At 36.6% G+C, this 21,000-nt stretch carries 23 protein-coding genes; 13 read left to right on the forward strand and 10 right to left on the reverse strand.

Annotation, left to right across the window (positions count from 1 at the left end):
• Positions 1-130 precede the first annotated feature (130 nt).
• Entirely contained in the window at positions 131-739 is a 609-nt protein-coding gene (locus C8270_RS01515) for a TetR/AcrR family transcriptional regulator (protein WP_106494809.1), read from the forward strand.
• 216 nt (positions 740-955) lie between these two features.
• Positions 956-1,603 carry a VOC family protein gene (locus C8270_RS01520; RefSeq protein ID WP_158701561.1) on the forward strand — a complete coding sequence of 216 codons (648 nt, stop codon included), beginning with the start codon at positions 956-958 and terminating at the stop codon, positions 1,601-1,603.
• Between the two features lie 102 nt (positions 1,604-1,705).
• Here the strand turns inward: C8270_RS01520 and C8270_RS01525 are convergent, their stop codons facing one another.
• Both C8270_RS01525 and C8270_RS01530 read right to left on the reverse strand, forming a co-directional pair.
• The gene (locus C8270_RS01525; protein WP_106494813.1) at positions 1,706-2,026 is read right to left on the reverse strand and encodes a thioredoxin family protein; all 321 of its coding nucleotides are present in this window, start codon (positions 2,024-2,026) and stop codon (positions 1,706-1,708) included.
• A gap of 67 nt (positions 2,027-2,093) precedes the next feature.
• Positions 2,094-2,909, reverse strand: a complete 816-nt coding sequence (locus C8270_RS01530) for a DUF368 domain-containing protein (protein ID WP_106494814.1) — start codon at positions 2,907-2,909, stop codon at positions 2,094-2,096.
• Between the two features lie 161 nt (positions 2,910-3,070).
• On the opposite strand from C8270_RS01530, the gene C8270_RS01535 reads away from it, so the two are divergent.
• Both C8270_RS01535 and C8270_RS01540 read left to right on the forward strand, forming a co-directional pair.
• Complete coding sequence (locus C8270_RS01535) at positions 3,071-3,400, forward strand: PadR family transcriptional regulator (RefSeq protein ID WP_106494816.1); 330 nt, start codon at positions 3,071-3,073, stop codon at positions 3,398-3,400.
• A gap of 1 nt (position 3,401) precedes the next feature.
• Positions 3,402-4,082, forward strand: coding sequence for a DUF1129 family protein (locus tag C8270_RS01540; protein ID WP_106494818.1), 681 nt, complete (start codon positions 3,402-3,404; stop codon positions 4,080-4,082).
• Between the two features lie 330 nt (positions 4,083-4,412).
• On the opposite strand, the gene C8270_RS01545 is transcribed toward C8270_RS01540, so the two are convergent.
• The 3 genes from C8270_RS01545 to C8270_RS01550 all read right to left on the reverse strand — a co-directional run bounded on the left by C8270_RS01545 (position 4,413) and on the right by C8270_RS01550 (position 6,451).
• The gene (locus C8270_RS01545; protein WP_106494819.1) at positions 4,413-4,748 is read right to left on the reverse strand and encodes a hypothetical protein; all 336 of its coding nucleotides are present in this window, start codon (positions 4,746-4,748) and stop codon (positions 4,413-4,415) included.
• 360 nt (positions 4,749-5,108) lie between these two features.
• A complete protein-coding gene (locus tag C8270_RS20210) occupies positions 5,109-5,279 on the reverse strand; it encodes a hypothetical protein (RefSeq protein ID WP_199794629.1) in 171 nt (56 codons plus the stop codon).
• Positions 5,280-5,302: 23 nt separating this feature from the next.
• Positions 5,303-6,451 (reverse strand): CapA family protein, encoded by a 1,149-nt coding sequence (locus C8270_RS01550; RefSeq protein WP_106494821.1) that lies wholly within the window; start codon positions 6,449-6,451, stop codon positions 5,303-5,305.
• A gap of 176 nt (positions 6,452-6,627) precedes the next feature.
• Here C8270_RS01550 and C8270_RS01555 point away from each other — a divergent pair, with 176 nt between their 5' ends.
• From C8270_RS01555 to C8270_RS01565, 3 genes are all read left to right on the forward strand, one after another.
• The gene (locus C8270_RS01555; protein ID WP_106494823.1) at positions 6,628-6,786 is read left to right on the forward strand and encodes a YfhE family protein; all 159 of its coding nucleotides are present in this window, start codon (positions 6,628-6,630) and stop codon (positions 6,784-6,786) included.
• Between the two features lie 161 nt (positions 6,787-6,947).
• A complete protein-coding gene (locus C8270_RS01560) occupies positions 6,948-7,868 on the forward strand; it encodes an ABC transporter ATP-binding protein (protein WP_106494825.1) in 921 nt (306 codons plus the stop codon).
• Positions 7,861-8,817, forward strand: coding sequence for an ABC transporter permease (locus C8270_RS01565; protein WP_106494827.1), 957 nt, complete (start codon positions 7,861-7,863; stop codon positions 8,815-8,817). The genes C8270_RS01560 and C8270_RS01565 overlap by 8 nt, the downstream gene beginning before the upstream one ends.
• A gap of 382 nt (positions 8,818-9,199) precedes the next feature.
• Here C8270_RS01565 and typA read toward each other — a convergent pair whose 3' ends face one another.
• From typA to C8270_RS01585, 3 genes are all read right to left on the reverse strand, one after another.
• Complete coding sequence (typA, locus tag C8270_RS01575; protein ID WP_106494830.1) at positions 9,200-11,023, reverse strand: translational GTPase TypA; 1,824 nt, start codon at positions 11,021-11,023, stop codon at positions 9,200-9,202.
• A 215-nt stretch (positions 11,024-11,238) separates the two neighbouring features.
• Positions 11,239-12,570 (reverse strand): sensor histidine kinase, encoded by a 1,332-nt coding sequence (locus C8270_RS01580; protein ID WP_106494832.1) that lies wholly within the window; start codon positions 12,568-12,570, stop codon positions 11,239-11,241.
• A gap of 2 nt (positions 12,571-12,572) precedes the next feature.
• Entirely contained in the window at positions 12,573-13,259 is a 687-nt protein-coding gene (locus C8270_RS01585) for a response regulator transcription factor (RefSeq protein ID WP_106494834.1), read from the reverse strand.
• A gap of 172 nt (positions 13,260-13,431) precedes the next feature.
• Here C8270_RS01585 and C8270_RS01590 point away from each other — a divergent pair, with 172 nt between their 5' ends.
• Positions 13,432-14,751 (forward strand): S1C family serine protease, encoded by a 1,320-nt coding sequence (locus C8270_RS01590; RefSeq protein ID WP_234028458.1) that lies wholly within the window; start codon positions 13,432-13,434, stop codon positions 14,749-14,751.
• A gap of 261 nt (positions 14,752-15,012) precedes the next feature.
• Entirely contained in the window at positions 15,013-15,813 is an 801-nt protein-coding gene (locus tag C8270_RS01595; protein ID WP_106494836.1) for a DUF6574 domain-containing protein, read from the forward strand.
• 57 nt (positions 15,814-15,870) lie between these two features.
• Here C8270_RS01595 and C8270_RS01600 read toward each other — a convergent pair whose 3' ends face one another.
• On the reverse strand, positions 15,871-16,077 hold the full coding sequence (locus tag C8270_RS01600) for a zinc ribbon domain-containing protein (protein WP_106494837.1): 207 nt from the start codon (positions 16,075-16,077) through the stop codon (positions 15,871-15,873).
• Between the two features lie 122 nt (positions 16,078-16,199).
• Complete coding sequence (locus tag C8270_RS01605; RefSeq protein WP_106494839.1) at positions 16,200-16,871, reverse strand: TraR/DksA C4-type zinc finger protein; 672 nt, start codon at positions 16,869-16,871, stop codon at positions 16,200-16,202.
• 394 nt (positions 16,872-17,265) lie between these two features.
• Between C8270_RS01605 and C8270_RS01610 the strand changes: the two genes are divergently transcribed.
• From C8270_RS01610 to C8270_RS01625, 4 genes are all read left to right on the forward strand, one after another.
• Positions 17,266-17,511, forward strand: coding sequence for a hypothetical protein (locus C8270_RS01610; RefSeq protein WP_106494841.1), 246 nt, complete (start codon positions 17,266-17,268; stop codon positions 17,509-17,511).
• A gap of 125 nt (positions 17,512-17,636) precedes the next feature.
• Positions 17,637-17,969, forward strand: coding sequence for a glycosyltransferase (locus C8270_RS01615; protein ID WP_106494842.1), 333 nt, complete (start codon positions 17,637-17,639; stop codon positions 17,967-17,969).
• An 11-nt stretch (positions 17,970-17,980) separates the two neighbouring features.
• Positions 17,981-18,316, forward strand: a complete 336-nt coding sequence (locus C8270_RS01620; protein WP_106494844.1) for a hypothetical protein — start codon at positions 17,981-17,983, stop codon at positions 18,314-18,316.
• Positions 18,317-18,418: 102 nt separating this feature from the next.
• On the forward strand, positions 18,419-20,968 hold the full coding sequence (locus tag C8270_RS01625) for an ATP-binding protein (RefSeq protein ID WP_442785819.1): 2,550 nt from the start codon (positions 18,419-18,421) through the stop codon (positions 20,966-20,968).
• Positions 20,969-21,000 lie beyond the last annotated feature (32 nt).

A 21,000-nucleotide genomic window follows, 5' to 3' on the forward strand; every position in this document is an offset into this window, starting at 1 on the left:
GTAAAAGCACACAACACACCGGATATCTTATCGATCCTAGATCATTGACATTGTGACACCCTGTCATTTATAATAACACCATTCTCTTTTAAAATGACACGTTGTCACTACGAGGAACGGGAGTAAAAAAATGCCTAAATTAACTTTTTATAATTTACCGGTGGATAAACAACAAACATTAATTCATGCAGCTAAAAAGGAATTTTCACGAGTTTCATTATATGAAGCATCAATTGCAAATATCGTAAAGACTGCTGGAATTCCACGTGGGAGCTTTTATCAATATTTTAAAGATAAAGAGGATGCATTTTATTTTCTACTCAATGAACATGTTAAAAACAGAAAAAGGGAATTTATTTCGGGTTTAAAGAAATATAATGGGGATATATTTGCTACGGTAGATGAAACGTATCGTTCTATGCTGGGGAATTGCCGCTGCCAGGAAAATCGAGATTTTTTTAGGAATGCCTTTTTAAATATGAATCATAAAATAGAAAATACATTTACCAAAGATTTAACGGCAGAAAGATGGAATCAGTTTACAGAAGTCCGTCATTTAATAAATACACAAAAATTAAATGTTTGTGAAGAACATGATCTATTTCATATTTTACAAATAATTATCGCCGTTACATTTCATTGCCTTGTACGCAGCTTCGAGAAGGAATTAACAATTGATGAATCAATAAACAGTTTTTCCAATGAATTAAATTTGCTAAAAAAAGGACTTTGTCGATAGAATAAGTGCCTTTCCATATTTAAAATGAATCATAATTTGAATTTTTCAAAACATATTTTTTGCAAACCGCCAACCAAAAATAGATAATATAAAAGATGATACGTCATTAACCCAATTTTAACTTCCAAAAACACGCGCAGGAACTATCATACATTCTTATTCTTTTCGATTAAGGTCTTTAAATCCTATAAAAAGTTGATAATGAGGAGTGATGTCATGTTAGCACTAGACCATATCGTGATAGCAGGAAATAACGCTGAACGGGCAAGTGCACAATATGGAAATAAATTTACCATAAAAGCGGTCAAAGGCGGCGAACACGAAGAGTGGGGAACATATAATTACTTATCCTACTTTTCAAACGATAGCTACCTGGAATGGTTAGGGGTCTCTGATAGGATGAAAGCAGAAAGTGCTGTTAATCCCCTAATTAAGCATTTGGTCTATGTTATCGAAAACGACATGACTGGGCCTTTTCAATTTGCTCTAAGAACGAACCAGATGGATAATTATATCGCTCACTTTAAAGCACACAACATTCCTTATAAAGGTCCATTTGCCGGTCAACGTGAAAGACCTGACGGCTCCGTTTTGAAATGGCGGATGCTATTTCCAGAATACAATCACACAAAAGAACTACTGCCATTTTTAATCGAATGGGAAAACCCTAAAGATGCCTATCCAGACACAAGTCTACTAAATATCCAAACGATCACTAAGATTGACCTTAGTGGAATAGATAAGGACACATTCGCACATATCTACCAGCTAAAACCGAAGAAACTTGTTAAAAACCAGTTAACCTTACAAAATAGTAAAATACTTTTTAAAGAAAATGGTAAATTAGAATTTAGTTTAGTTTAACGGGAAAGAGGAGATGAGATAACTCCTCTTTCCTTCAATAGATCGCCATAGCCTGTTAGGCAAAAAAATAATCACCTTCAATAGGAAGGTGATTATTTTTAATTATCCAAGCTGTTCGTGCAAAAACGCTGTAACTGACTCTGGTGTCTTGGTGTATGCACTATGTTGATGTGCTAGTTTTTCGCCATTTTGGAAAATCAAAATGCTTGGTATCCCCATCACTTCATATTTTTCAGCGATGCCTTTTACCTCGTCACTATTTATTTCATACCAATCATAATTATTAAACTCATCCATTACATCACCAATAAACATGTTCATTCGCTTACAGTCCGGGCACCAATCAGCAAAGAATTTAATAATGACAGGCTTTTCACTCTGAATAATTTCATTAAACTTTTCTTCTGTTTTTATTTGTTCCATCCTATCACCCCTTAGGTATGCTACTTCTATTGTATCGATTATAAGCTGGAATGTCTTATAGTTTGCTTCAATCCGTATATTCCACCCGGCCAAGAATGTATGCGACAAACAACCCAATCGCAAATGCTCCAATGCTTAGAAATAACAGTGACGTTGTTGTTGGCCACCCTGGAAAAACAACAGCAATAGAACCAATCACCAATCCGATTACCAAAGCAAACGTACCAATTCGATAGTTGCTTAGAAAGAAGTTAATGATTTTACTCATGACGACGATTCCGATCAAAATCCCCACACCTGTTACAGCAAGGATATCAAGTCGTAAATTACTAATCGCTCCAATAATTGTTGGATATACACCAATTAACAAAAGCATAAATGAGCCACTAATCCCTGGTAAAATCATCGCGCTACTAGCAATGAATCCGGAAAAAAATAACAAGATATAGGTGGACATCGTAATATCTTTTATTACTGCAGGTTCATCTGGTTGTAAAAATACCATAGAACCTATAAGTATGGCACCGATGACCAATAGCACAAAATGTTTCGTATGAAAAGTACTTTTAGCATCCGCTTGATGAAATAAGTATGGCAAAATCCCAATGATCAGGCCTAAAAAGAAAAATTGTGTTGGCCCTGCATAATGTTCAAATAGCCATTCAATGAGCCGGCTTAATAATAAAATTGCTGTCCCGACCCCAATCGCAAGCGGGATTAAAAAGCCGAGTTGCTTTTTCCAATCCTTACTGAAGATCCCATTTATAGCTGCGATTAGCCGATCGTAGATGCCGAGCAAAACAGCGATTGTTCCCCCACTGACCCCAGGAATCACATCGCTTGCGCCCATCAGCATGCCGCGGTAAATATTTTTCCATTCCATTTAGTTAACCCCTCATCCATTTTCTATTACACATAACGTTATCATACCAAAAAATACTTGAATTTTATATATGAAGTTTTATAATGAATGTATGCTACCTTGTAACGCAAGGTAGCATTCTTATTGGTTGGTATCTTGTAAGGCAAGGTAGGTGCAAAAATTTGACGCTAAGAAGTCAGTTACTAAAAGGGATTCTAGAAGGCTGTATTCTATCTATTATTAAACAACAACCAACATACGGATATGAGCTTTCAGTTAGATTGCAGGAATTTGGTCTAGCTGATGTTAGTGAAGGTTCTATTTATCCCATCCTGCTTCGACTACAAAAGGAAAAATTGATTGAAGGTGTGATGAAAAAGTCAGAATCGGGACCTAAACGGAAATATTATCATTTAACACCAGACGGGGAACAGGCTTTAATCGAATTTATTCATCATTGGGAGACAATTAAACACCCTGTAGACCAAATCATTGAAAAAGGGGGGACATGATATGAACTTCAAGGAACTCATTGCGCTAAATAATGAGAAACGTGAACAATTAAATGAAGAAAACCTTGCTTATTATGAGGATATGCTTGTTTATATCAGGCTTAATTTCAACAAGTCGGAACAGCAAACGGAAGAAACTTTATTGGAGCTTCTTGAACACGTTTTGCAAGCCCAGTCAGAAGGCCGATCTGCGAAAGAGGTGTTTGGTGATGATCCAAAAGCATATTGTCAGGAATTAATCGGGGAGATGCCAAAAGAACAGATGAAGCAGCAAATCCCTTTTATTGTTCATCTTGTATTACAATTTCTCGGGATTATTAGCCTTGTAACAGGTGTTGTGCGACCTGGACTTTATTATTTATTCGATTTAGGCACAAATACGGTATCTATATCACTTGGCAAAGGGCTGATGTCCATTTTATTTTATCTCCTGCTCCTCTTTAGCTTTATTCTTATTATATTTATATGGATTAAACACTCATCCTTTAAAGAGAAGCAACCGAAAAAGTGGGTAGAATTTATCCAGCTTTGGGTAGTTGGCGTGATTCATATTGGTCTGTTTATTTTCGTACCAAAAGTAATTCCAGATTTCGGCACTGTCCTGACAATACCTGCACTCTGGTTTGCCGTTATTGGTGGAGTACTTTATCTTGTGTCTTATTTGTTTAAGAGAAATTGGTAGCTCATCGAAATTCCCTTTTCTGTTCATGGAAAGACCCAATAAGGTTTTTAGCAAAAGGTGAAGAGAATAAAAAAGTTGTATTTTTTGATTTAATTGCATATAATAAAAATAGAAGATAATAATAAAATGAGTCGTAAGTTTCAACCTACGACTCTAGACAGTTACCACAGGGTGTGGCGACTTTGCAAATGTTAGGTGTAAAAGTAATTACCCGTCTATTCGAGGTCAACAGGGTGATTACTTTTTTTCACGGCTGCTCACAATCAATACTGCAAGAGTTGCAAACAATCATCAACTCTAGTGATAACCAGTTTTTTTATTTTCAACTGATCAAAGCGCTATATTCTTCTCCGTATATAGAGGATAACTTTTTATCCTAATTTCACCATTAATTACCTTATCTAAATGCCACCACCACTCTGTATCTGGTTCCTTAGAGGTTGAAAAGTCATATATATTGTTAATGTGCTCATAGATATTTTGGATATTTTGAATTACCTCTAAATCAAAATATAATAATCTTAATTGTTCATTTTCGTCCATATTAGATATTTCCTTTTCAAGAGCACTTCTAAGATGCAGCATTTCCATTGTTTCGAATGGGCTTACCGTTAAATCCCTAATTTCTCTGCCATAGCGTTCGATTTTATTCATATAAGAAGTCATTGATTAAAAACCTCCTTCATTTGGCACAGATAGATAAAGCCTTTATGCTTGGTTAAATATTCCTCATATGGGACTACATCAATAATGAATGCTGTCTCAATAAAATGATCTTCACCTACGATAACAATCCACTTGGTTTCTCTTTCACCAAATACAAAATAATTTTGTCTAAATCCTTTTTGGTAGTATATTTAATATTTTTTTCTTAAAGAATAGATCATCCAAGGGACATCCTCCTATTCTTACATTTAAGTTAATCATACTGATAAATATCTTTAGCCGCAATACAAAACTTGTTACATTTAACTAAATCGAATAAACAGATAGCTAGATATAAACACCACATTATATGCCAATCCACTAATCATCCTGGTAAGGTCTTTTCTCAACCATCACCAATATAAATGTCGCAATCGGTCCAAGAAACAAGGAGACAAGAAACCAGTTTAAGCCACTTCTATTCTTTCCCTGGGCCAGACCTGCATTGATCAATGATAACGTACCCCATCCAACAAAATATTCTTCGTTCATCAAACCAACTCCTTATTGCTAGCCTATTTCTCCACAAACTTTAGTCGAGGCATCCACTGTGACATATGCTCTCTTATCTCCTGATACTGTTTCTTCGCATCTTTCAATTCCTCATTTGTAAGCTGATACATAGGCACAACCCGATAATCCGTTTCGTTGTGAAATTTAACGAATGTCGGCATGAACTTCGGATCGGTTACTTCTGTGTTCTTTTCCCCATCCACACTCGTAATCTGTTTAATCGTAAGCTGCAAAATACCACCAATCCGATTGTATCGTTCATCCTGTCCAGATAAAAAATTACCTAGTGAATATGCGACAAGCGTTTTGTTACCTTTTTTCCCCTCAACCCATTTAAGCGGCTGCAAGACATGTGGATGATGACCAATAACTATATCTACACCATTATCAGCAGCAAATTGCGCAAGGTCCTTTTGCTTATCATTCGGCAAGCGTTCATATTCATTTCCAAAATGAAGGCTGAGTACCGTCACATCGGCTTGTTTTTTCGCCTTGTTAATTGCACTAGCCATTTCCTCTTTATCGATTAGATTGACCAAATAATCTTTCCCATTTGGAACTGGAATCCCGTTTGTTCCATATGTATAAGCAAGAAAGGCTACAGATATCCCCTCATCTGTTTGATAGACTCGTATATCCTTACTATCCTTTTTATCTTTATATGCACCAGTGTACATCATGTCGATAGTTTCCCAATTTCGTATTGCTTGTTGTATTGCTTCCTCACCACGGTCCAATGTATGGTTATTCGCAATCGATACCACATCGACTCCAACCTCTTTTAATGCATCGCCAACCTCAATCGGACTATTAAATGCGGGATAAGAAGACAAGCCAATCTCCTCACCGCCGATCATCGTTTCCTGATTAGCTACGGTAATTGTAGTGTCATTTAAAAAAGGTCTAACTTTATCTAGCATTGGTAGAAAATCATACCCATCTCCAACTACTGCATCATTGTATACGCGATCATGAATAAGTATGTCACCAATCGCTGAAAGTGTAATTTGTTTCACCGTTTCCTTTGGCTCAAGTTTTGTTACCTCTTTTTCACGATGCTTTTCCATTTTTGTATCTACATTTTTATCACTAGCACATGCAGCTAAAAAAATAAATACTAGAATTAGGACGGTTCGTTTTCGCATTTTCATTCGTAATTCCCCTAGGTCTTTTTCTCCATCTTAACACGTGAATAATATATCTTGAATACGTCTTATTTAATTCCTCAATCACTTATTCTAGTACTAAACGATTATGTTTTAGATTATAGAAATCGGGAATGCATTTAATAGAATCACGATAATTTTTAGGAAAGGATCATTCAATTATGCGAAATACACAGTATCAACCAACTAAAAACAAACAACTTTCCGACGCGCAAGAGGTACGTTACGCAAAAGAGTTTAAGCAAGCCGATATTGCTGGTAACTACCGGAATCCTAGGGTAAGAGAAGCCAAGCAAGAAAACCCTGATTTGATAAAATAAAATCTCAAGGCATGGCAAATACTTAACTTCCATGGCTGTAATTATAATGAATCACCCTGCTACAAAGTAGGGTGTATTTTTATGTCAGTTTAAATGGGTGAAACCTTCAGGATATGTTATCGTATATACTAATAGAGAAAATGAAATGGAGGCAAGAAAATATGTCAGAACCAGCAATGCAGTTACTTGACGTTAATAAAACGATCGGTAACAAACAAATTATTAAAGGATTATCGTTTTCTATTAATCCTGGCGAAGTATTTGGATTTATCGGTCCTAATGGTGCTGGTAAAACAACTACCATTCGGATGATGGTCGGATTAATGAACATTACTAGCGGTGATATTCGGATTTTGGGAAAAAGCATTAAAACCGATTATAAGCAAGCTGCTCGCGAAATCGGGGCAATTGTTGAAAACCCCGAAATGTATCCGTTTATGAGTGGTATCCAAAATTTAAACCATTACGCGCGAATGAATCCTGGAGTGACCAAAGAACGAATAAATGAGGTCATCCAACTCGTCGGGCTAGAAAAGGCAATTAAATACAAAGTTGATAAATATTCATTAGGAATGCGCCAACGCCTAGGAATTGCCCAAGCCTTATTGCATAAACCATCAATACTAATACTTGATGAACCTACCAATGGATTGGATCCCGCTGGTATTAGAGAGATTCGTACATATATTAGAAAGTTAGCTGAGCAAGACCATGTTGCGGTGATCATCTCCAGCCACCTTTTATCAGAAGTTGAACTAATGTGTGATCGCATAGGTATTATCAAAAATGGTGAATTAATTACGACACAGGATTTGCATGCAATCCCTAACGAAAAGCAGGAAATTCAAGTACATATGGAAGTAACCCCTGCAGAAAAGGCAAAAGAGCTATTAAAATTGGAACATAATATCGATGCAACAATCAAAGACAGTGTACTTCTATTTCAGAGCGAGAAAGAACACGTTCCAAAGCTAATTCAAACATTGGTAAACAAGGATATTGCTGTCTATCAGGTCAGTGCTGCCGAAGCATCGCTGGAAGACAAATTTTTTGATTTGATTGGAGAGAATACAATTGAGTAATTTTTTCAAGCTGCTTTACAATGAGCAAATAAAAATCTACATCCGAAAATCAACTTGGGTCATGTATCTTCTCCTGGCCGCAATTATTCTCGGGATAGGACTTATGACAAACTCGTTTGGTAATCTTAACGATGAATACCAAGGCGATGACTGGCGTGAAGTACTACAAGAAGAAAATGCTTCACTAACTGAAGAAATGGAAAAAGAAGAGGCAATGAGTGGGTTTAACTCCACTGAAATTGCTAAAAATAATTATTACTTGGAACATGATATTCAACCATCGAAATACGATGCATGGCAATTTGTTATGGAAAATCAAATGTTATTATCGCTAGTTACGTTGTTTACCATCATTGTTGCGGCAGGAATTATTGCCAATGAATTTAAATGGGGAACAATAAAGTTACTACTGATTAGACCAATATCGCGTACTAAAATTTTACTTTCTAAATATATATCAGTCTTGTTATTCGCATTTTTAACACTATTAACTGTTTTAGTATTTTCATGGATTGTCGGCGCTATTCTTTTCGGTGTAAATGGAATGGATCCACACATTGTCCAAAATAAAATGAGTGGTAGTGGATTTGAATATATCTCAGTTATGGAAAGAATTGCAGAAGGATACGGCTATCAACTAGTAACACTGTTAATGATGGCAACATTTGCATTTATGATATCGTCTATCTTCCGCCAAAGCTCACTTGCAATCGGCTTAGCAATCTTCCTTATGTTTGCAGGTAGTTCCATTGTTGGTTTCTTTGCAGATAAGGCTTTTGCAAAATACATTTTATTTGCCAACACAAATTTACAGCAATATGCATATGGTGAACCATTATTAGAAGGGATGTCACTAGGTTTTTCAATTACTGTACTCGCCGTATATTATGTGATTTTCTTAGCTGTCACGTGGTTATTCTTTACCAAACGAGATGTTGCCGGTCACTAGAATTTTTGCATTGTAAATGAGAAAAGCCTATGTTATAACTATAAAGGTAATTATTTTATAACAATAATTTGAGCCCTTATTAAACCGAGGTGTTACAAATGAAACGGTATTTATCTACAATGTTTCTTATTCTTAGTGCTATAATATTAATTGTTGGCTTGCGATTTGATAAACAGTGGAGTGGTATTGCCTCTTGGGGACTATCATTCATCAGTCTCATTTTCGCAGCCTATTTCACAAAGTATATTCCAAATGAAAAAAAAAGGAAAAGGCCATAATTAACGGACAAAAGCTGTTTGCATAAACGTGCGAACAGCTTTTTTTGTATCCAATAAAAAACCGGAAAAAGCATTCTTCCATGCCTTTTCCGGTAAATATTATCTTATACTGATCGTTTTGCCGCTTTTTCGCGTTCGTTTTTATTTAGAATTTTTTTCCGTAAACGAACCGATTCTGGTGTTACTTCACAATATTCATCATCACCTAAATACTCGATTGCTTCTTCAAGTGACATACTTCTTGTTTTTCTAATTGTTGCTGTTTGGTCTTTCGTCGCTGATCGTACGTTTGTTAAATGTTTTTCCCTAGTAATATTGACAGTAATATCATTTTCACGATTATGCTCGCCAACAATCATGCCAGAATAAACTTCTGTACCAGGTTCGATAAATATGACTCCACGGTCCTCTAGTTGCATAATACCATATGTGGATGCTTTTCCATTTTCCAATGCAACAAGAACTCCCTCGCGGCGGCCACCAACATGACCTTTGAAAAATGGCTCATATGAATCAAATGTATGGTTCAGGATTCCATATCCGCGTGTTTGGGACATAAATTCAGTTGTATATCCTAGTAATCCACGTGATGGTACCTTGAATTCGATGCGAACCTGTCCGTTTCCATGATTAATCATGTCGATCATTTCACCTTTTCGCTCTCCTAATGATTCCATAACCCCACCAGTATATTCTTCAGGAATATCAACCTGTACACGCTCAACCGGTTCACACTGTTGACCATCGATTTCTTTAATAATAACTTTTGGTTTTGATAGTTGTAATTCATAACCTTCACGACGCATATTTTCAATCAAAATAGACAAGTGTAATTCACCCCGTCCAGATACTGTCCATGCGTCAGGTGATTCAGTTGGTTCAACCCGTAAACTCACATCGGTTTCTAACTGTTTCATTAACCGTTCTTCAATTCTTCTTGACGTAATATATTTACCTTCTTTTCCAGCAAATGGACTATTATTTACAAGGAAAGTCATTTGTAATGTTGGTTCATCAATCCGAAGTATAGGCAATGCTTCTGGATGGTCTTGTGGACATATCGTTTCTCCCACATTAATATCATCCATTCCAGCAATCGCAATAATGTCTCCAGCTTTAGCTTCTTGAATTTCAATCCGCTTCAACCCAATAAAACCAAATAATTTACTTATTCGGAATGATTTATTTGTCCCATCCTTTTTCATAACTACTACGTTTTGTCCGACACTTATTTTGCCGCGAAAAACACGTCCAACTCCAATTCGACCAACATAATCATTGTAATCGAGCAATGTTACTTGGAATTGCAAAGGCTCATCAGCTGAGTCCACAGGTGCAGGAATATGTTCCATAATCGTTTTAAAAACAGGTTCCATTGTTTCCTGTTGGTCATCTGGTTCTTCGCCTGATGTTCCATTTAATGCTGATGCATACACAACTGGGAATTCCAATTGTTCATCATCTGCACCTAATTCGATAAATAAATCCAACACTTCATCAATAACCTCATTTGGACGAGCATTTGGGCGATCGATTTTATTTAAAACAACTACTGGTGTTAATTTTTGTTCCAATGCTTTCTTCAACACAAAACGAGTTTGCGGCATACAGCCTTCATATGCATCAACAACTAAAAGTACACCATCAACCATTTTCATGATACGTTCGACTTCACCACCAAAGTCGGCGTGACCTGGTGTATCTAAAATATTGATGGACGTATCTTTATATTTAATAGCAGTATTCTTTGACAAAATGGTAATACCACGTTCACGCTCAATATCATTTGAATCCATAGCACGTTCATCCACATGCTCATTTTCACGAAAAGTACCCGAGTATTTCAATAATTGATCCACAAGTGTTGTTTTACCATGGTCAACGTGGGCGATAATCGCGATATTCCGAATATCTTCTCTTAATTGCATAAAAAGTACGCTCCTCTTTCGTTACGAATAAAGTAAAACTACATGTAATGGGTACCCCCCATTACTATTAGTTAAACGAATCGGACCTTGATTAGGCAGTTAAGCTTTTAAATTATATGACGATATCTTAACTGCGTATTAAGGTGAGATAACTCAAACCATACTATTATATCACATAATTCTACATTATAAAAACTTATTTTTTGCATTTTACACTATTCGGTAAACCAAAGGGTAAACATAGCCCCGCCTAATTCCGATTTCCCTACTGTAATTTTACCGCCAGATTGTTCAACAATTGCCCGTGCAATCGCTAATCCTAATCCAGTTTCCCCATTCTTACCTTTCACAAACCGGTGAAAAATATGTGGAATTAATTCTTCTGGAATCCCGTTACCATCATCTTCAACGGTGATCATGATTTTTTTATCTTGTTTTTTTGCATTTATATTTACTTGATTTGTTGCATGACGGATTCCGTTAAATGTTATATTTAACAACGCTCTTAACAGTTTTTCCTGATCAGCAACAAGTGTCACGCTAGGTTCCACGTTATGTTTTATCATTATCCCTTGCTCATTAACAACCGGCAATGCACGATCCATCACTTGATCAACTAAATCCGAAATATCGATTCTTTCTGGCTGATAAACGGTCTGTTCACTATCTAATTTCGCCAGTAAAATCATTTCATTGATAATTTTTTTCAGCCGTTTCACTTCTGTCACCATAACTTCTAAACCTTTTTCCTCATCCGTTTCATCAAAAATACGGTCGCGAATCCCTTCTGCATATCCCTGGATTGTCATTAGTGGAGTCTTTAATTCATGGCTTGCATTTTGGAAGAAGGCCTGCTGTGACTTCATGTACCGCTGAAGCTCATCTGCCATATCAAACACACTTTGCTCTACTTCTTTAATTTCTCCTGTTGCTTGAATTCGCTCGATCTGATCAAATTGCCTTTTCTCAACCTTTTTTAATTGCCATTTTAATTTTGATAAGGGGGTAACTAACTTATTGGTAAGAAAATAACTCAATATAATCGCTGCAATAGCCCCGATAAGAAAGACAATTAATAACCGTTGAAAATAATCGTGCTGCACCACTTGTAAATCTTTTAATGGAGTTAATAAAATCAGCTCCAGTCCTGTACTTTTGGGATAAAACAAAATTCTCGAGGTTACATACTTGTCATTACCATATTCCCATAGTTCCTCACTTTGATCAGCAAAATCATTATTTGCAAAAAAACCATTTTCAACCCGTTTGGACATAGTTGAATCCAAGACTCTATTCTGTTTTCGGTCATACATAAATAGTTGCAAATCCCTGTCTTGTAGGAAGTCACCAAATTGCTGAATATTTTGTTGTGCGCCATATTCCTCGTTTAGAATACTGACAAGGATTTCTCCCTTTTGCTTTAACTGCCGCTGCTCATCTTGAACCAATAGATCGAGTATTAAGGAGTAAATCACAAACCCTGTGACAGCCAAAATAACAAGTAATAATGTAGTAAATGCAGCGTTTAACTGATGTTGAAGTTTCATACCTATTCCTCTTCAGAACGTAGACGATACCCATAACCCCAAACCGTTTCCAATTGGATACCATCCAGTTTTTTACGAATTCGCTTTACCAAATCATCGACCGCCCGATCACTGCCAAAGTAGTCCTCTCCCCATACACTTACCAATAATTCTTCCCGGGAAAAAGCCCTGTTTACATTCTCAGCTAGCAATAAAATCAGGTCATATTCCTTTGTAGTTATTTCCTGTTCTTGTCCATTCCAAAAAACACGTCGATCATTCTTATATATTAATAAATTTTCTACTTTTACTTTTTCCTGTGTTGGTTGATTTGTTTCCAATGTTAACTTTGTCCGCTTTAATAAACGTTTCACACGTGCAATTAACTCACGCGGACTAAACGGTTTCGTTAAATAATCATCACTTCCAAGCTCTAGCCCAAGAATTTTATCAATTTCTTCATCCTTTGCCGAAATAATGATAATCGGGACTTCGCTCTCTTGACGGATTTTTTTACAAAAGTCATACCCATCCATCCCAGGCAGCATGATGTCTAAGATCCACAAATCTGGGGGCTGTGTTTGCCATAATTCAAAAGCATCCTCAGCAGAGTCTTGTACCGTTACCATAAACCCCTCTTTGTTCAAGTAAGCAGATACGATGTTTTGGATATTTATATCATCTTCCACAACACCAATATGATAATTCATTTGGAAGCCCCCTTAAACAGCATTTTTGATATACTTTTATTTTTACACAAAACAGGGAATAAGAACAATGAAAAGAGAATTCCATACTTTTTCTACATTTATTCTAAATTCCTTCCAAACCAACTATGTACAATAATCATTGTAATATTAATTATTCAAGAAGGTGATTTAAATGGAACGTCATAATCAAGATGAACAACAAAATAGTCAACAGCCAACTAATGAAATGGAGGAGGCAAATCAAGCACAGCAGGACCAAAATCACTACCATGCAGAGAAGGACCCTGGCCTAACCAAGCCTTCAAAAGGGAATAAAGTGAATAACAAGCCAAAATCTAAATCCCATCCATTATTAAGTGGAGTAATTGGCGGAATTATTTCCGCAGTTATTGTTGCTGCGTTATTCACTACTAATATGATTCCAATTAATTCTTCTAGTAACACCGGTAACAATGAGTCAAGCTCAAGCAGTGATAATCAAGCTCAACCGGCAATTTCTAATACGATTGCTTCTGATGATACTAATATTGCTTCAAATATAGATGAAACTTCCCAAGCTGTAGTTGGTATTATCAATAAGCAACAACAAAGTGTTTGGTCACCTAGTCAAGAAGTTGGATCAGGCTCAGGAATTATCTACAAAAAAGATGACGGAAAGGCGTATGTCGTGACGAATAATCACGTTGTCGATGGTGCTGAAGAAGTTGATGTAGTTCTTAATAATGAGGAGCATATAAAAGCCAAGGTATTAGGAGCTGACTCTCTAACAGATTTGGCAGTTTTACAAATCGACGGTAGTAAGATTAAAACAGTAGCAAAACTAGGACCCTCTGATGATTTACAAATTGGTGATACCGTTATAGCGATTGGTAATCCTTTAGGCATGAAGTTTTCCGGATCCGTCACGAAAGGAATCATCAGTGGTCTGCAACGCAACATTGAAATTGATACAAACGGTGATCGCCAACCAGACTGGATTACCGAAGTTATTCAAACAGACGCAGCAATTAACCCAGGAAACAGTGGTGGTGCTTTAGTTAACGAAAATGGTGAAGTGATTGGAATTAATTCGATGAAAATTGCCCAAGAAGCGGTAGAAGGAATAGGATTTGCCATTCCAATTGATTCAGCAATTCCTATTATGGAACAACTCGAAAAAGATGGCGAAATAGCACGTCCATTTATCGGTATTAGCACGGCATCGATCGATCAAGTTCCAACGCAATATCGTCAAAATATAAAGCTTCCAGAAAAAGTTGACGGTGGTATGGTAATTGCAAACGTTGAAGCAGGATCGCCCGCAGACAAGGCAGGACTACAGCAGTTTGACGTTATAACAAAAATTAATGATAAGAAAATAACTTCTTTATTAGATTTACGAAAATACATGTATTCCGAAACAAATATTGGTGACAAAATCAACCTAGAAATTTACCGAAACGGCAAGCAAAAGACTATTCAATTAACGCTTATCGAGAGAGAGACAAAATAATAAGCAACCTTGAGAAGACTTCGGCAACGCCTTATCCATTGAGCAGGTGCCGGAGTCTTTCTTATTCATTCTTGCTTAACTTAAAAAGAAGGGGAATCTCCTTCTTTTTTTGTAATTAATCGATATAATAATTGTAATGTGTACTTTCGTCAACCAATATATTTTTATATACGGAATTCATCTTTTATAAAGGATTTTTGAAAAGTTTGTCGAAAGTATACTAAACTAGAAGAACAATACCATGCAAAAGGAAGTGATGTAATGCAATGTTCTAATTGTGGACAGCAAACAGAGGAAGGGAAATTTTGCACAAATTGTGGTGCTCAATTGCCTAATGATGAATATGCAGCAGCTGCTGATCCAACAATCAACACCAATGATGTTCACCCACAAAGCCAAGAAAAGTATCAAGAACAAACAAGTTACCAATCAAATGAAGCAGTAGATAAACTCAAGACTGCTGGAGCAAATTTCGGTCACTTTTTTGTAACACTCGTCAAAAGTCCAAGTGAGGCAAAAAAGGCAAATAGCAACGATTTGATTTCAAGTATAGCAACCATTGTGATATTTTCATTATTAATTGCTTTAGGCTATCATTTATCCATAAGTACCATTCCAACAGGGTTTTTCGGCGGGCCATCAATATCATTTTTTGACAGTTTTGTTTTGCCCCTAATTGAATTCATCATTTTATTTGTGCTTGTTGCTGCATTAACATTTGCTGGGGTGAAATTCGCTGCACAGGCTTTAACTTTTACGGATGTATTAGCAAAATATGGGGCTTATTTAATTCCATTTTTACTATTATTCGCAGTTGGCTTTTTATTTGCTTTAGTCGATCTCACATCCCTTTCAGCACTATTTATTCTAATTAGCGTATTAGGTACTCTGTTAATTGCTCCTACACTAATTTTGCTGGAACAACCAGCTGTTGGATTTGATCGGATTTACGTTTTGCTAGGCATTTACTTTATTTCATTACTTGTATTCGGATTTTTTATCCAATCTTTCATTGAATCAATACTTAGTACATTATTAGGTGGAATGTTTGGTGGGTATTAGGTTGGAAAAGATAATAAAGGGCTCTTACCGTTTTTTGGGTAAGAACCCTTTTGCTTTTTACCCGAAGAAAAAGTCAAAAATATTACTTCCTGCTGAACTTTGTTTATTATAAAATTCCGAGTATCCGCAGTTTTTACAGTAAACAACAATGAACTGGTTATTTTGTACATCAAACATCTTTGATAATCCCGTGCCAGTCATCGCGACTTCCTTTTTATCTGCATCCGTACTGCCGCATTTGATACATCCTTTATTTTCCTCCATTGTATCCACTCTCCTTTCTATGTAATACGAAATAATCACTCATTCGGTTTCATTCTTATTACGATTTTTTCCTCCATAAAAATACACAAGTCAGTAGCGGCTCAAACTGACTTGTGTATTTTTCATTCATCAAGTTCTTTCTCATATTTATTATGGTTTGGGGTTACACCGCTGTAGTTACCATCTATATCGGCAGCTAAAAACTCTTCTACGTTTTCTGTGGCACCAATATTCTCATCACTATTCGGATACACGTCATTATAATCTTCTTGGTCGCCATATATATCGGAGGGGGAATCTGAGGTACCATAACGACTTACATCCTGCCAGGCATCTTCTGCATCATAACCTGTTTCAACCTCGTCACCGGCATCATTAGGGTTTATATTCGGACTAAATACTTTTTCTTCCACCGGTCGACTATGCTCGAAAGTATCATTTGACGCATGATCAATACAAACGTCCGTTGTCGGAATTGCCTCTAAGCGTTCAAATGGTATATCTTTACCACATTTAGTGCAGATGCCATATGTCCCTTCCTCAATTGCATGGAGTGCTTCATTTATTTCCTCAAGTTCTTCTTCAGCGTGTTCGTTTAATGCCAAATCCTTCCCTCGTTCAAACAGTGCAGTACCGTGATCTGCTGGATGATTATCATAGTTCGACAACTCCCCGATTGATTCCTGAGAAAATTCATATTGTAAACCGAAATGATCCTGTACATGATCAATCAGTTGATTTTGTCGTTCCACTAATGCCATTTTACATCTATTTAATTGCTCCTTTGTGATCATTCATTAGCCTCCATTCCTTTAAAATGATTGCTAATTATACTATGTGTAGAACAGCAGAGTTGATTCTTTATTTCCCGCGCCAAATCATGTCAATATGAGCAATGATTTACTGGTATTAATTTTGATTCACTTTGTCGTGTTATACATGCTTTTTTTGGGTTTACGATCTAATTTATTAATCGCTTTTCATTCTTTTTCATTTTATTCGTTACTTTTTTGTTACCTTTTATTAGTCATATTTTAAAATTCGTCTGCATATAGTTAAGTAACGGAACGCGTTATTAACTAAATTATAAATTTTCGCCAGACGTTTTAAATTGTCTGGTATTTTTTTGTTCTAAATCGATATTACCGGTCATACCATGTACTAATAAAACGATTGGAGGGTTTAAATTTGGGTGGCAACAAAATAATAAAAAGTGTCAGCTTTAATATTACCAACGAAAACGACAAGAAAATGTTGAAAGCAATTAAACGCAGAAATTTTAGTGGATATGTAAAAAAGTTGTTACTTGCCGACATCGATAAAAAAGAAAAACGCCAATCTGATGAATCAGAAGGCGCTAAGAAAGAGGGAGAATTAACAGCTTCAGAAAAAATGGAAGTTATAAGGGATAAACTTAACCGACCAAAGAATTGACGGCTAAGCCAATACCATAGCCAATAATTACAGATGCAACAAACATAATAATCATCCCTTCAATGTTGTTATTTCTAGCATGTCCTGTTTTGAAAAATTTAATACATGAGAGGGGTAAAAAGTTTATGAATAAAGTACAATCGATCAATTTTAATGATTTTATGAAAGGCGATTGGAAAAAGCCAAGCATTAAACGTTATGCAATTGGCATCGGTGCTGTGGCTTTATTAATTCCAAAAACCGCTTTAGCTTCTACCGCTGATGGGATGTTCGGGAATGTTCACGAAGCTATCATGAATGCTTTCGACGCAGGCGTTGTATTAGTGATTATTTTTGCAGGTGCTGCATGGGGATTAGGACACCGCAGTAAAGCAATCGAAATACTTATAGGCGTTTGTTGTGGATATATCTTGGCACGTCACGCTGTGGATATAAGAGACTTTCTGAAAGGCATATAGGAGGGGTTTACATGAAATTTTTATTCAACGGAAGCGAAATGGTGCTTGCTACGGCAATCGAGGAACCGAAACCATTATTTCAGGAATTTCTAGGAGGTTTGAAAGGTGGCGCAGATTGGGCAACAGATCATGTTGTAGGTGGATTTTTTGAACTTGTTTGGGAAGGAGCAACGGTTATATGGGATTTTTTAATTACCTTCCTTCCTGACATTATGGGTTACGGCACGATGTTAGCCGGGGCTTTGATGATACTGGGCGCGATGACAGGAAAAGGCGGAATGATGAAAGTGTTAGCTATCTATGCGGGGTTTATGATTTTTGGATTATGTATTTTAGGAGGGGCATAATTGAACAAAGACTTCAACAGAGCAATGAAGGCGTTTAGGTTGGCCGGCAAAGAACCAAAGACACCGGAAGAAATTTCCGCTTACCAAGCCGGATTAAAGATAATGGGAAAAATAAAACGAAAAGAAAAACAAGAAGCAAAAAAGGACGTTCGCTTTATTGAGGGTAGCAAATTACCTGCTATTTATAAAGAACCGACAAAAATTAAAGAAAGTCGATTCAAGCGAATCAAAACAATAAAATGGTCTGACTTTTTTCAAGTCGAGCAAAATAAAATAATCGTTTATAGAATCATCCCGCACGCCGATGTCACAGACAATAATAAGCGCCTGTGGAAAGCGATTTATAAAATGTACGAAATGTATGAATCACCAAAGAGCAGATTAGAGCGTGACGGCTTTAAATTTACTTTTCGCGAAAAAGATTATTTTTGGTTCGATGTGCTTTTCAAACAAGAAAACGGACAGAAAAAGATTGAATTCTACATTGCTACAAGCGAATATCAAGCAAAGAAGCTAAAACGGAAAATAGAAAATAAAATAAGCGTCACTTTTAAAGAAGCCGCAATAGAAGATCTGCACATCCCGCATGAAAATACCATAGTACAGGAAATGAAATACTTAAAACACGACATATTCACCCTAAACACCAATACATCCGATACAAAAACCCCAATAGCAAACATACTTAATACCCTTGACGAATTAGAAAGCGATGGAGACATAGCGCGTCTAAGTATCTCAAATGAAGCAGAGAATCGCCAGAAATGGATTAAAACCTCACAGTGGGCGTATGAAAAGGCAAGTAAAGGGAAGATACCGCAGCGCGCTAATTTGAATGGAAAACGGACGGTTAATGGCGCTAAAGTCGGGATAGCTGGCGTGATCAATGAAATCAATTCTTTGCTAGTCGATACTTTCCAGGCGTTTAGTAATGTGTTTTTTAAAAGCGACAATGACTTTAAAAAAGAAAAGATTGTTGAGGAACCAAAATTACATGACGAAATACATTCCACACGATTTAGTCATGAGAAAGGCAACCAACCTGTTTTTAAAAGTCGAATTCGTGTTGCTTCGCACTCAAAAGATAGATTAACTAGGGACACTATGAGTGAAACTTTATCATTAAGTCTTGCTGATCTAACTGAATCAAACGAATTACAAGGAGTAAGGATCAAATCTAAAAGAAGTAAGAAAAAAGTAATAAATGAATTAAACTCTTTACGACTATCCAAACAAACCAAAACAGACACCAATCCTAATTTGATCAGTACTGATGAAATGGCAAAACTTGCTTTACAGATGCCTAACAAAGACTTGCAACGCAAATATGCTGATGCGCTATCTGTCAAAAAACGTGTTGAGGTTGAGATACCAAACGCAATGAGAGATAAAAATGGCATCGAATTAGGAGTTGCGGAGGTTAAGGATGAAAAGATACCCGTTTATATGCCTGTTAGCAATGCAGATAACTTTTATAGAGGATATACATTTATAGGCGGGCAGGGTGCAGGTAAAGATACTGCCATTAAAAATTGGGTTGTGGATGCAAATTTAAAGCACAATGTTAGCTTTATCATTCCAGATGCAATTGTAGAGGAAGGTGAACGTGGTATGGCTGACGGCATTAGAGATGCTTTACCGCCTGAAAAGATTATTGACATTGATTTAAATGACGAGGATTATGTTGTGCCAATGGATTTAACGGAAGTAGTAAAAGGTTTAGGGAGAAACGGATCAAGCCGCTTTGCTGATGAAATGATTGACTTTATGCAGATTGAAGGGTTAAGCCGATCAGAGAAATATTTAACAGATGCGGCGAAAGCAAGTGGTGGTAATTTGTATAACATAAAACGTATTATCGAGGATGACAATTTTAGAGCCGAACGCATTGAACAATTAATGAATGATGGTAATGTAAGGCTCGCTAGAGAATTGTTGTCCTGGGGAGATAACGATGAATTGGGTAATAAATGTGATGCAATCATAACTAGGCTTAATCGTTTCTTTGGCAACGAACGGCTATATGACATTTTTGCCCAAGATCCAATACCGGAAGTTGATTTTAAGCGATGGATGCAGGAAGGTAAAGTGGTTATTATACGTGTTCCTAATGGCAGAGGATTAGGAGAACATGCTGTTAAAACTTTAGTGCATTGGATCACTTTAAAAGCGTTCATGACGCGCCTGCTGATGACTAAAGAAGAACAGGAAAATGGTTGCTTTGTGGTATTTAATGAACCGGAACAATACGCAAGTGAAGGATTAACAAAGTTGATGGGTAGAATTGGCACAGAAGGCAGGAAAGAACGATTGGGTGGCATATACGCCTTCCACCATTGGAATAAGCTTCCACAATCATTACAGGAAAATTTACAAGGTGGTGGTGTGCAGCAATTTTTATTTATGAACGATCACACCAAAACATTCGATCTATCCAAACATCGGTTTGAGGATGTTATACCTTTAGAAGAAGCCTATAAAACACCCGCCCACCATGCGATTATTAGCGTTAGAGCAGATGGAGATATACAGCCTGCATTTATCTGTCATATGTCGCCACCTGTTAAATCTGAATATGATAACAGCTTTCTGACAAAACGACATGCACGTATGTTTGGGCGTGAATGGCATGAATTGCAGGAAGCATTATGAAGCCTTGATACACAAGGCTTTTTGTTTTGACT

It is taken from the genome of Lentibacillus sp. Marseille-P4043, from assembly GCF_900258515.1.
In the GTDB taxonomy this organism is placed as follows: Bacteria; Bacillota; Bacilli; order Bacillales; family Amphibacillaceae; genus Lentibacillus_C.

What these genes read in the sequence shown, in the direction of transcription:
- C8270_RS01580 (WP_106494832.1), bottom strand. Translation starts at nt 12,570, where the DNA reads ATGAAACTTCAACATCAGTTAAACGCTGCATTTACTACATTATTACTT.
- typA (WP_106494830.1), bottom strand. Translation starts at nt 11,023, where the DNA reads ATGCAATTAAGAGAAGATATTCGGAATATCGCGATTATCGCCCACGTT.
- C8270_RS01605 (WP_106494839.1), bottom strand. Translation starts at nt 16,871, where the DNA reads ATGATCACAAAGGAGCAATTAAATAGATGTAAAATGGCATTAGTGGAA.
- C8270_RS01540 (WP_106494818.1), top strand. Translation starts at nt 3,402, where the DNA reads ATGAACTTCAAGGAACTCATTGCGCTAAATAATGAGAAACGTGAACAA.
- C8270_RS01550 (WP_106494821.1), bottom strand. Translation starts at nt 6,451, where the DNA reads ATGAAAATGCGAAAACGAACCGTCCTAATTCTAGTATTTATTTTTTTA.
- C8270_RS01520 (WP_158701561.1), top strand. Translation starts at nt 956, where the DNA reads ATGTTAGCACTAGACCATATCGTGATAGCAGGAAATAACGCTGAACGG.
- C8270_RS01545 (WP_106494819.1), bottom strand. Translation starts at nt 4,748, where the DNA reads ATGACTTCTTATATGAATAAAATCGAACGCTATGGCAGAGAAATTAGG.
- C8270_RS01590 (WP_234028458.1), top strand. Translation starts at nt 13,432, where the DNA reads ATGGAACGTCATAATCAAGATGAACAACAAAATAGTCAACAGCCAACT.
- C8270_RS01530 (WP_106494814.1), bottom strand. Translation starts at nt 2,909, where the DNA reads ATGGAATGGAAAAATATTTACCGCGGCATGCTGATGGGCGCAAGCGAT.
- C8270_RS01620 (WP_106494844.1), top strand. Translation starts at nt 17,981, where the DNA reads ATGAAATTTTTATTCAACGGAAGCGAAATGGTGCTTGCTACGGCAATC.
- C8270_RS01595 (WP_106494836.1), top strand. Translation starts at nt 15,013, where the DNA reads ATGCAATGTTCTAATTGTGGACAGCAAACAGAGGAAGGGAAATTTTGC.
- C8270_RS01555 (WP_106494823.1), top strand. Translation starts at nt 6,628, where the DNA reads ATGCGAAATACACAGTATCAACCAACTAAAAACAAACAACTTTCCGAC.
- C8270_RS01615 (WP_106494842.1), top strand. Translation starts at nt 17,637, where the DNA reads ATGAATAAAGTACAATCGATCAATTTTAATGATTTTATGAAAGGCGAT.
- C8270_RS01525 (WP_106494813.1), bottom strand. Translation starts at nt 2,026, where the DNA reads ATGGAACAAATAAAAACAGAAGAAAAGTTTAATGAAATTATTCAGAGT.
- C8270_RS20210 (WP_199794629.1), bottom strand. Translation starts at nt 5,279, where the DNA reads ATGAACGAAGAATATTTTGTTGGATGGGGTACGTTATCATTGATCAAT.
- C8270_RS01560 (WP_106494825.1), top strand. Translation starts at nt 6,948, where the DNA reads ATGTCAGAACCAGCAATGCAGTTACTTGACGTTAATAAAACGATCGGT.
- C8270_RS01600 (WP_106494837.1), bottom strand. Translation starts at nt 16,077, where the DNA reads ATGGAGGAAAATAAAGGATGTATCAAATGCGGCAGTACGGATGCAGAT.
- C8270_RS01515 (WP_106494809.1), top strand. Translation starts at nt 131, where the DNA reads ATGCCTAAATTAACTTTTTATAATTTACCGGTGGATAAACAACAAACA.
- C8270_RS01585 (WP_106494834.1), bottom strand. Translation starts at nt 13,259, where the DNA reads ATGAATTATCATATTGGTGTTGTGGAAGATGATATAAATATCCAAAAC.
- C8270_RS01625 (WP_442785819.1), top strand. Translation starts at nt 18,419, where the DNA reads ATGGGAAAAATAAAACGAAAAGAAAAACAAGAAGCAAAAAAGGACGTT.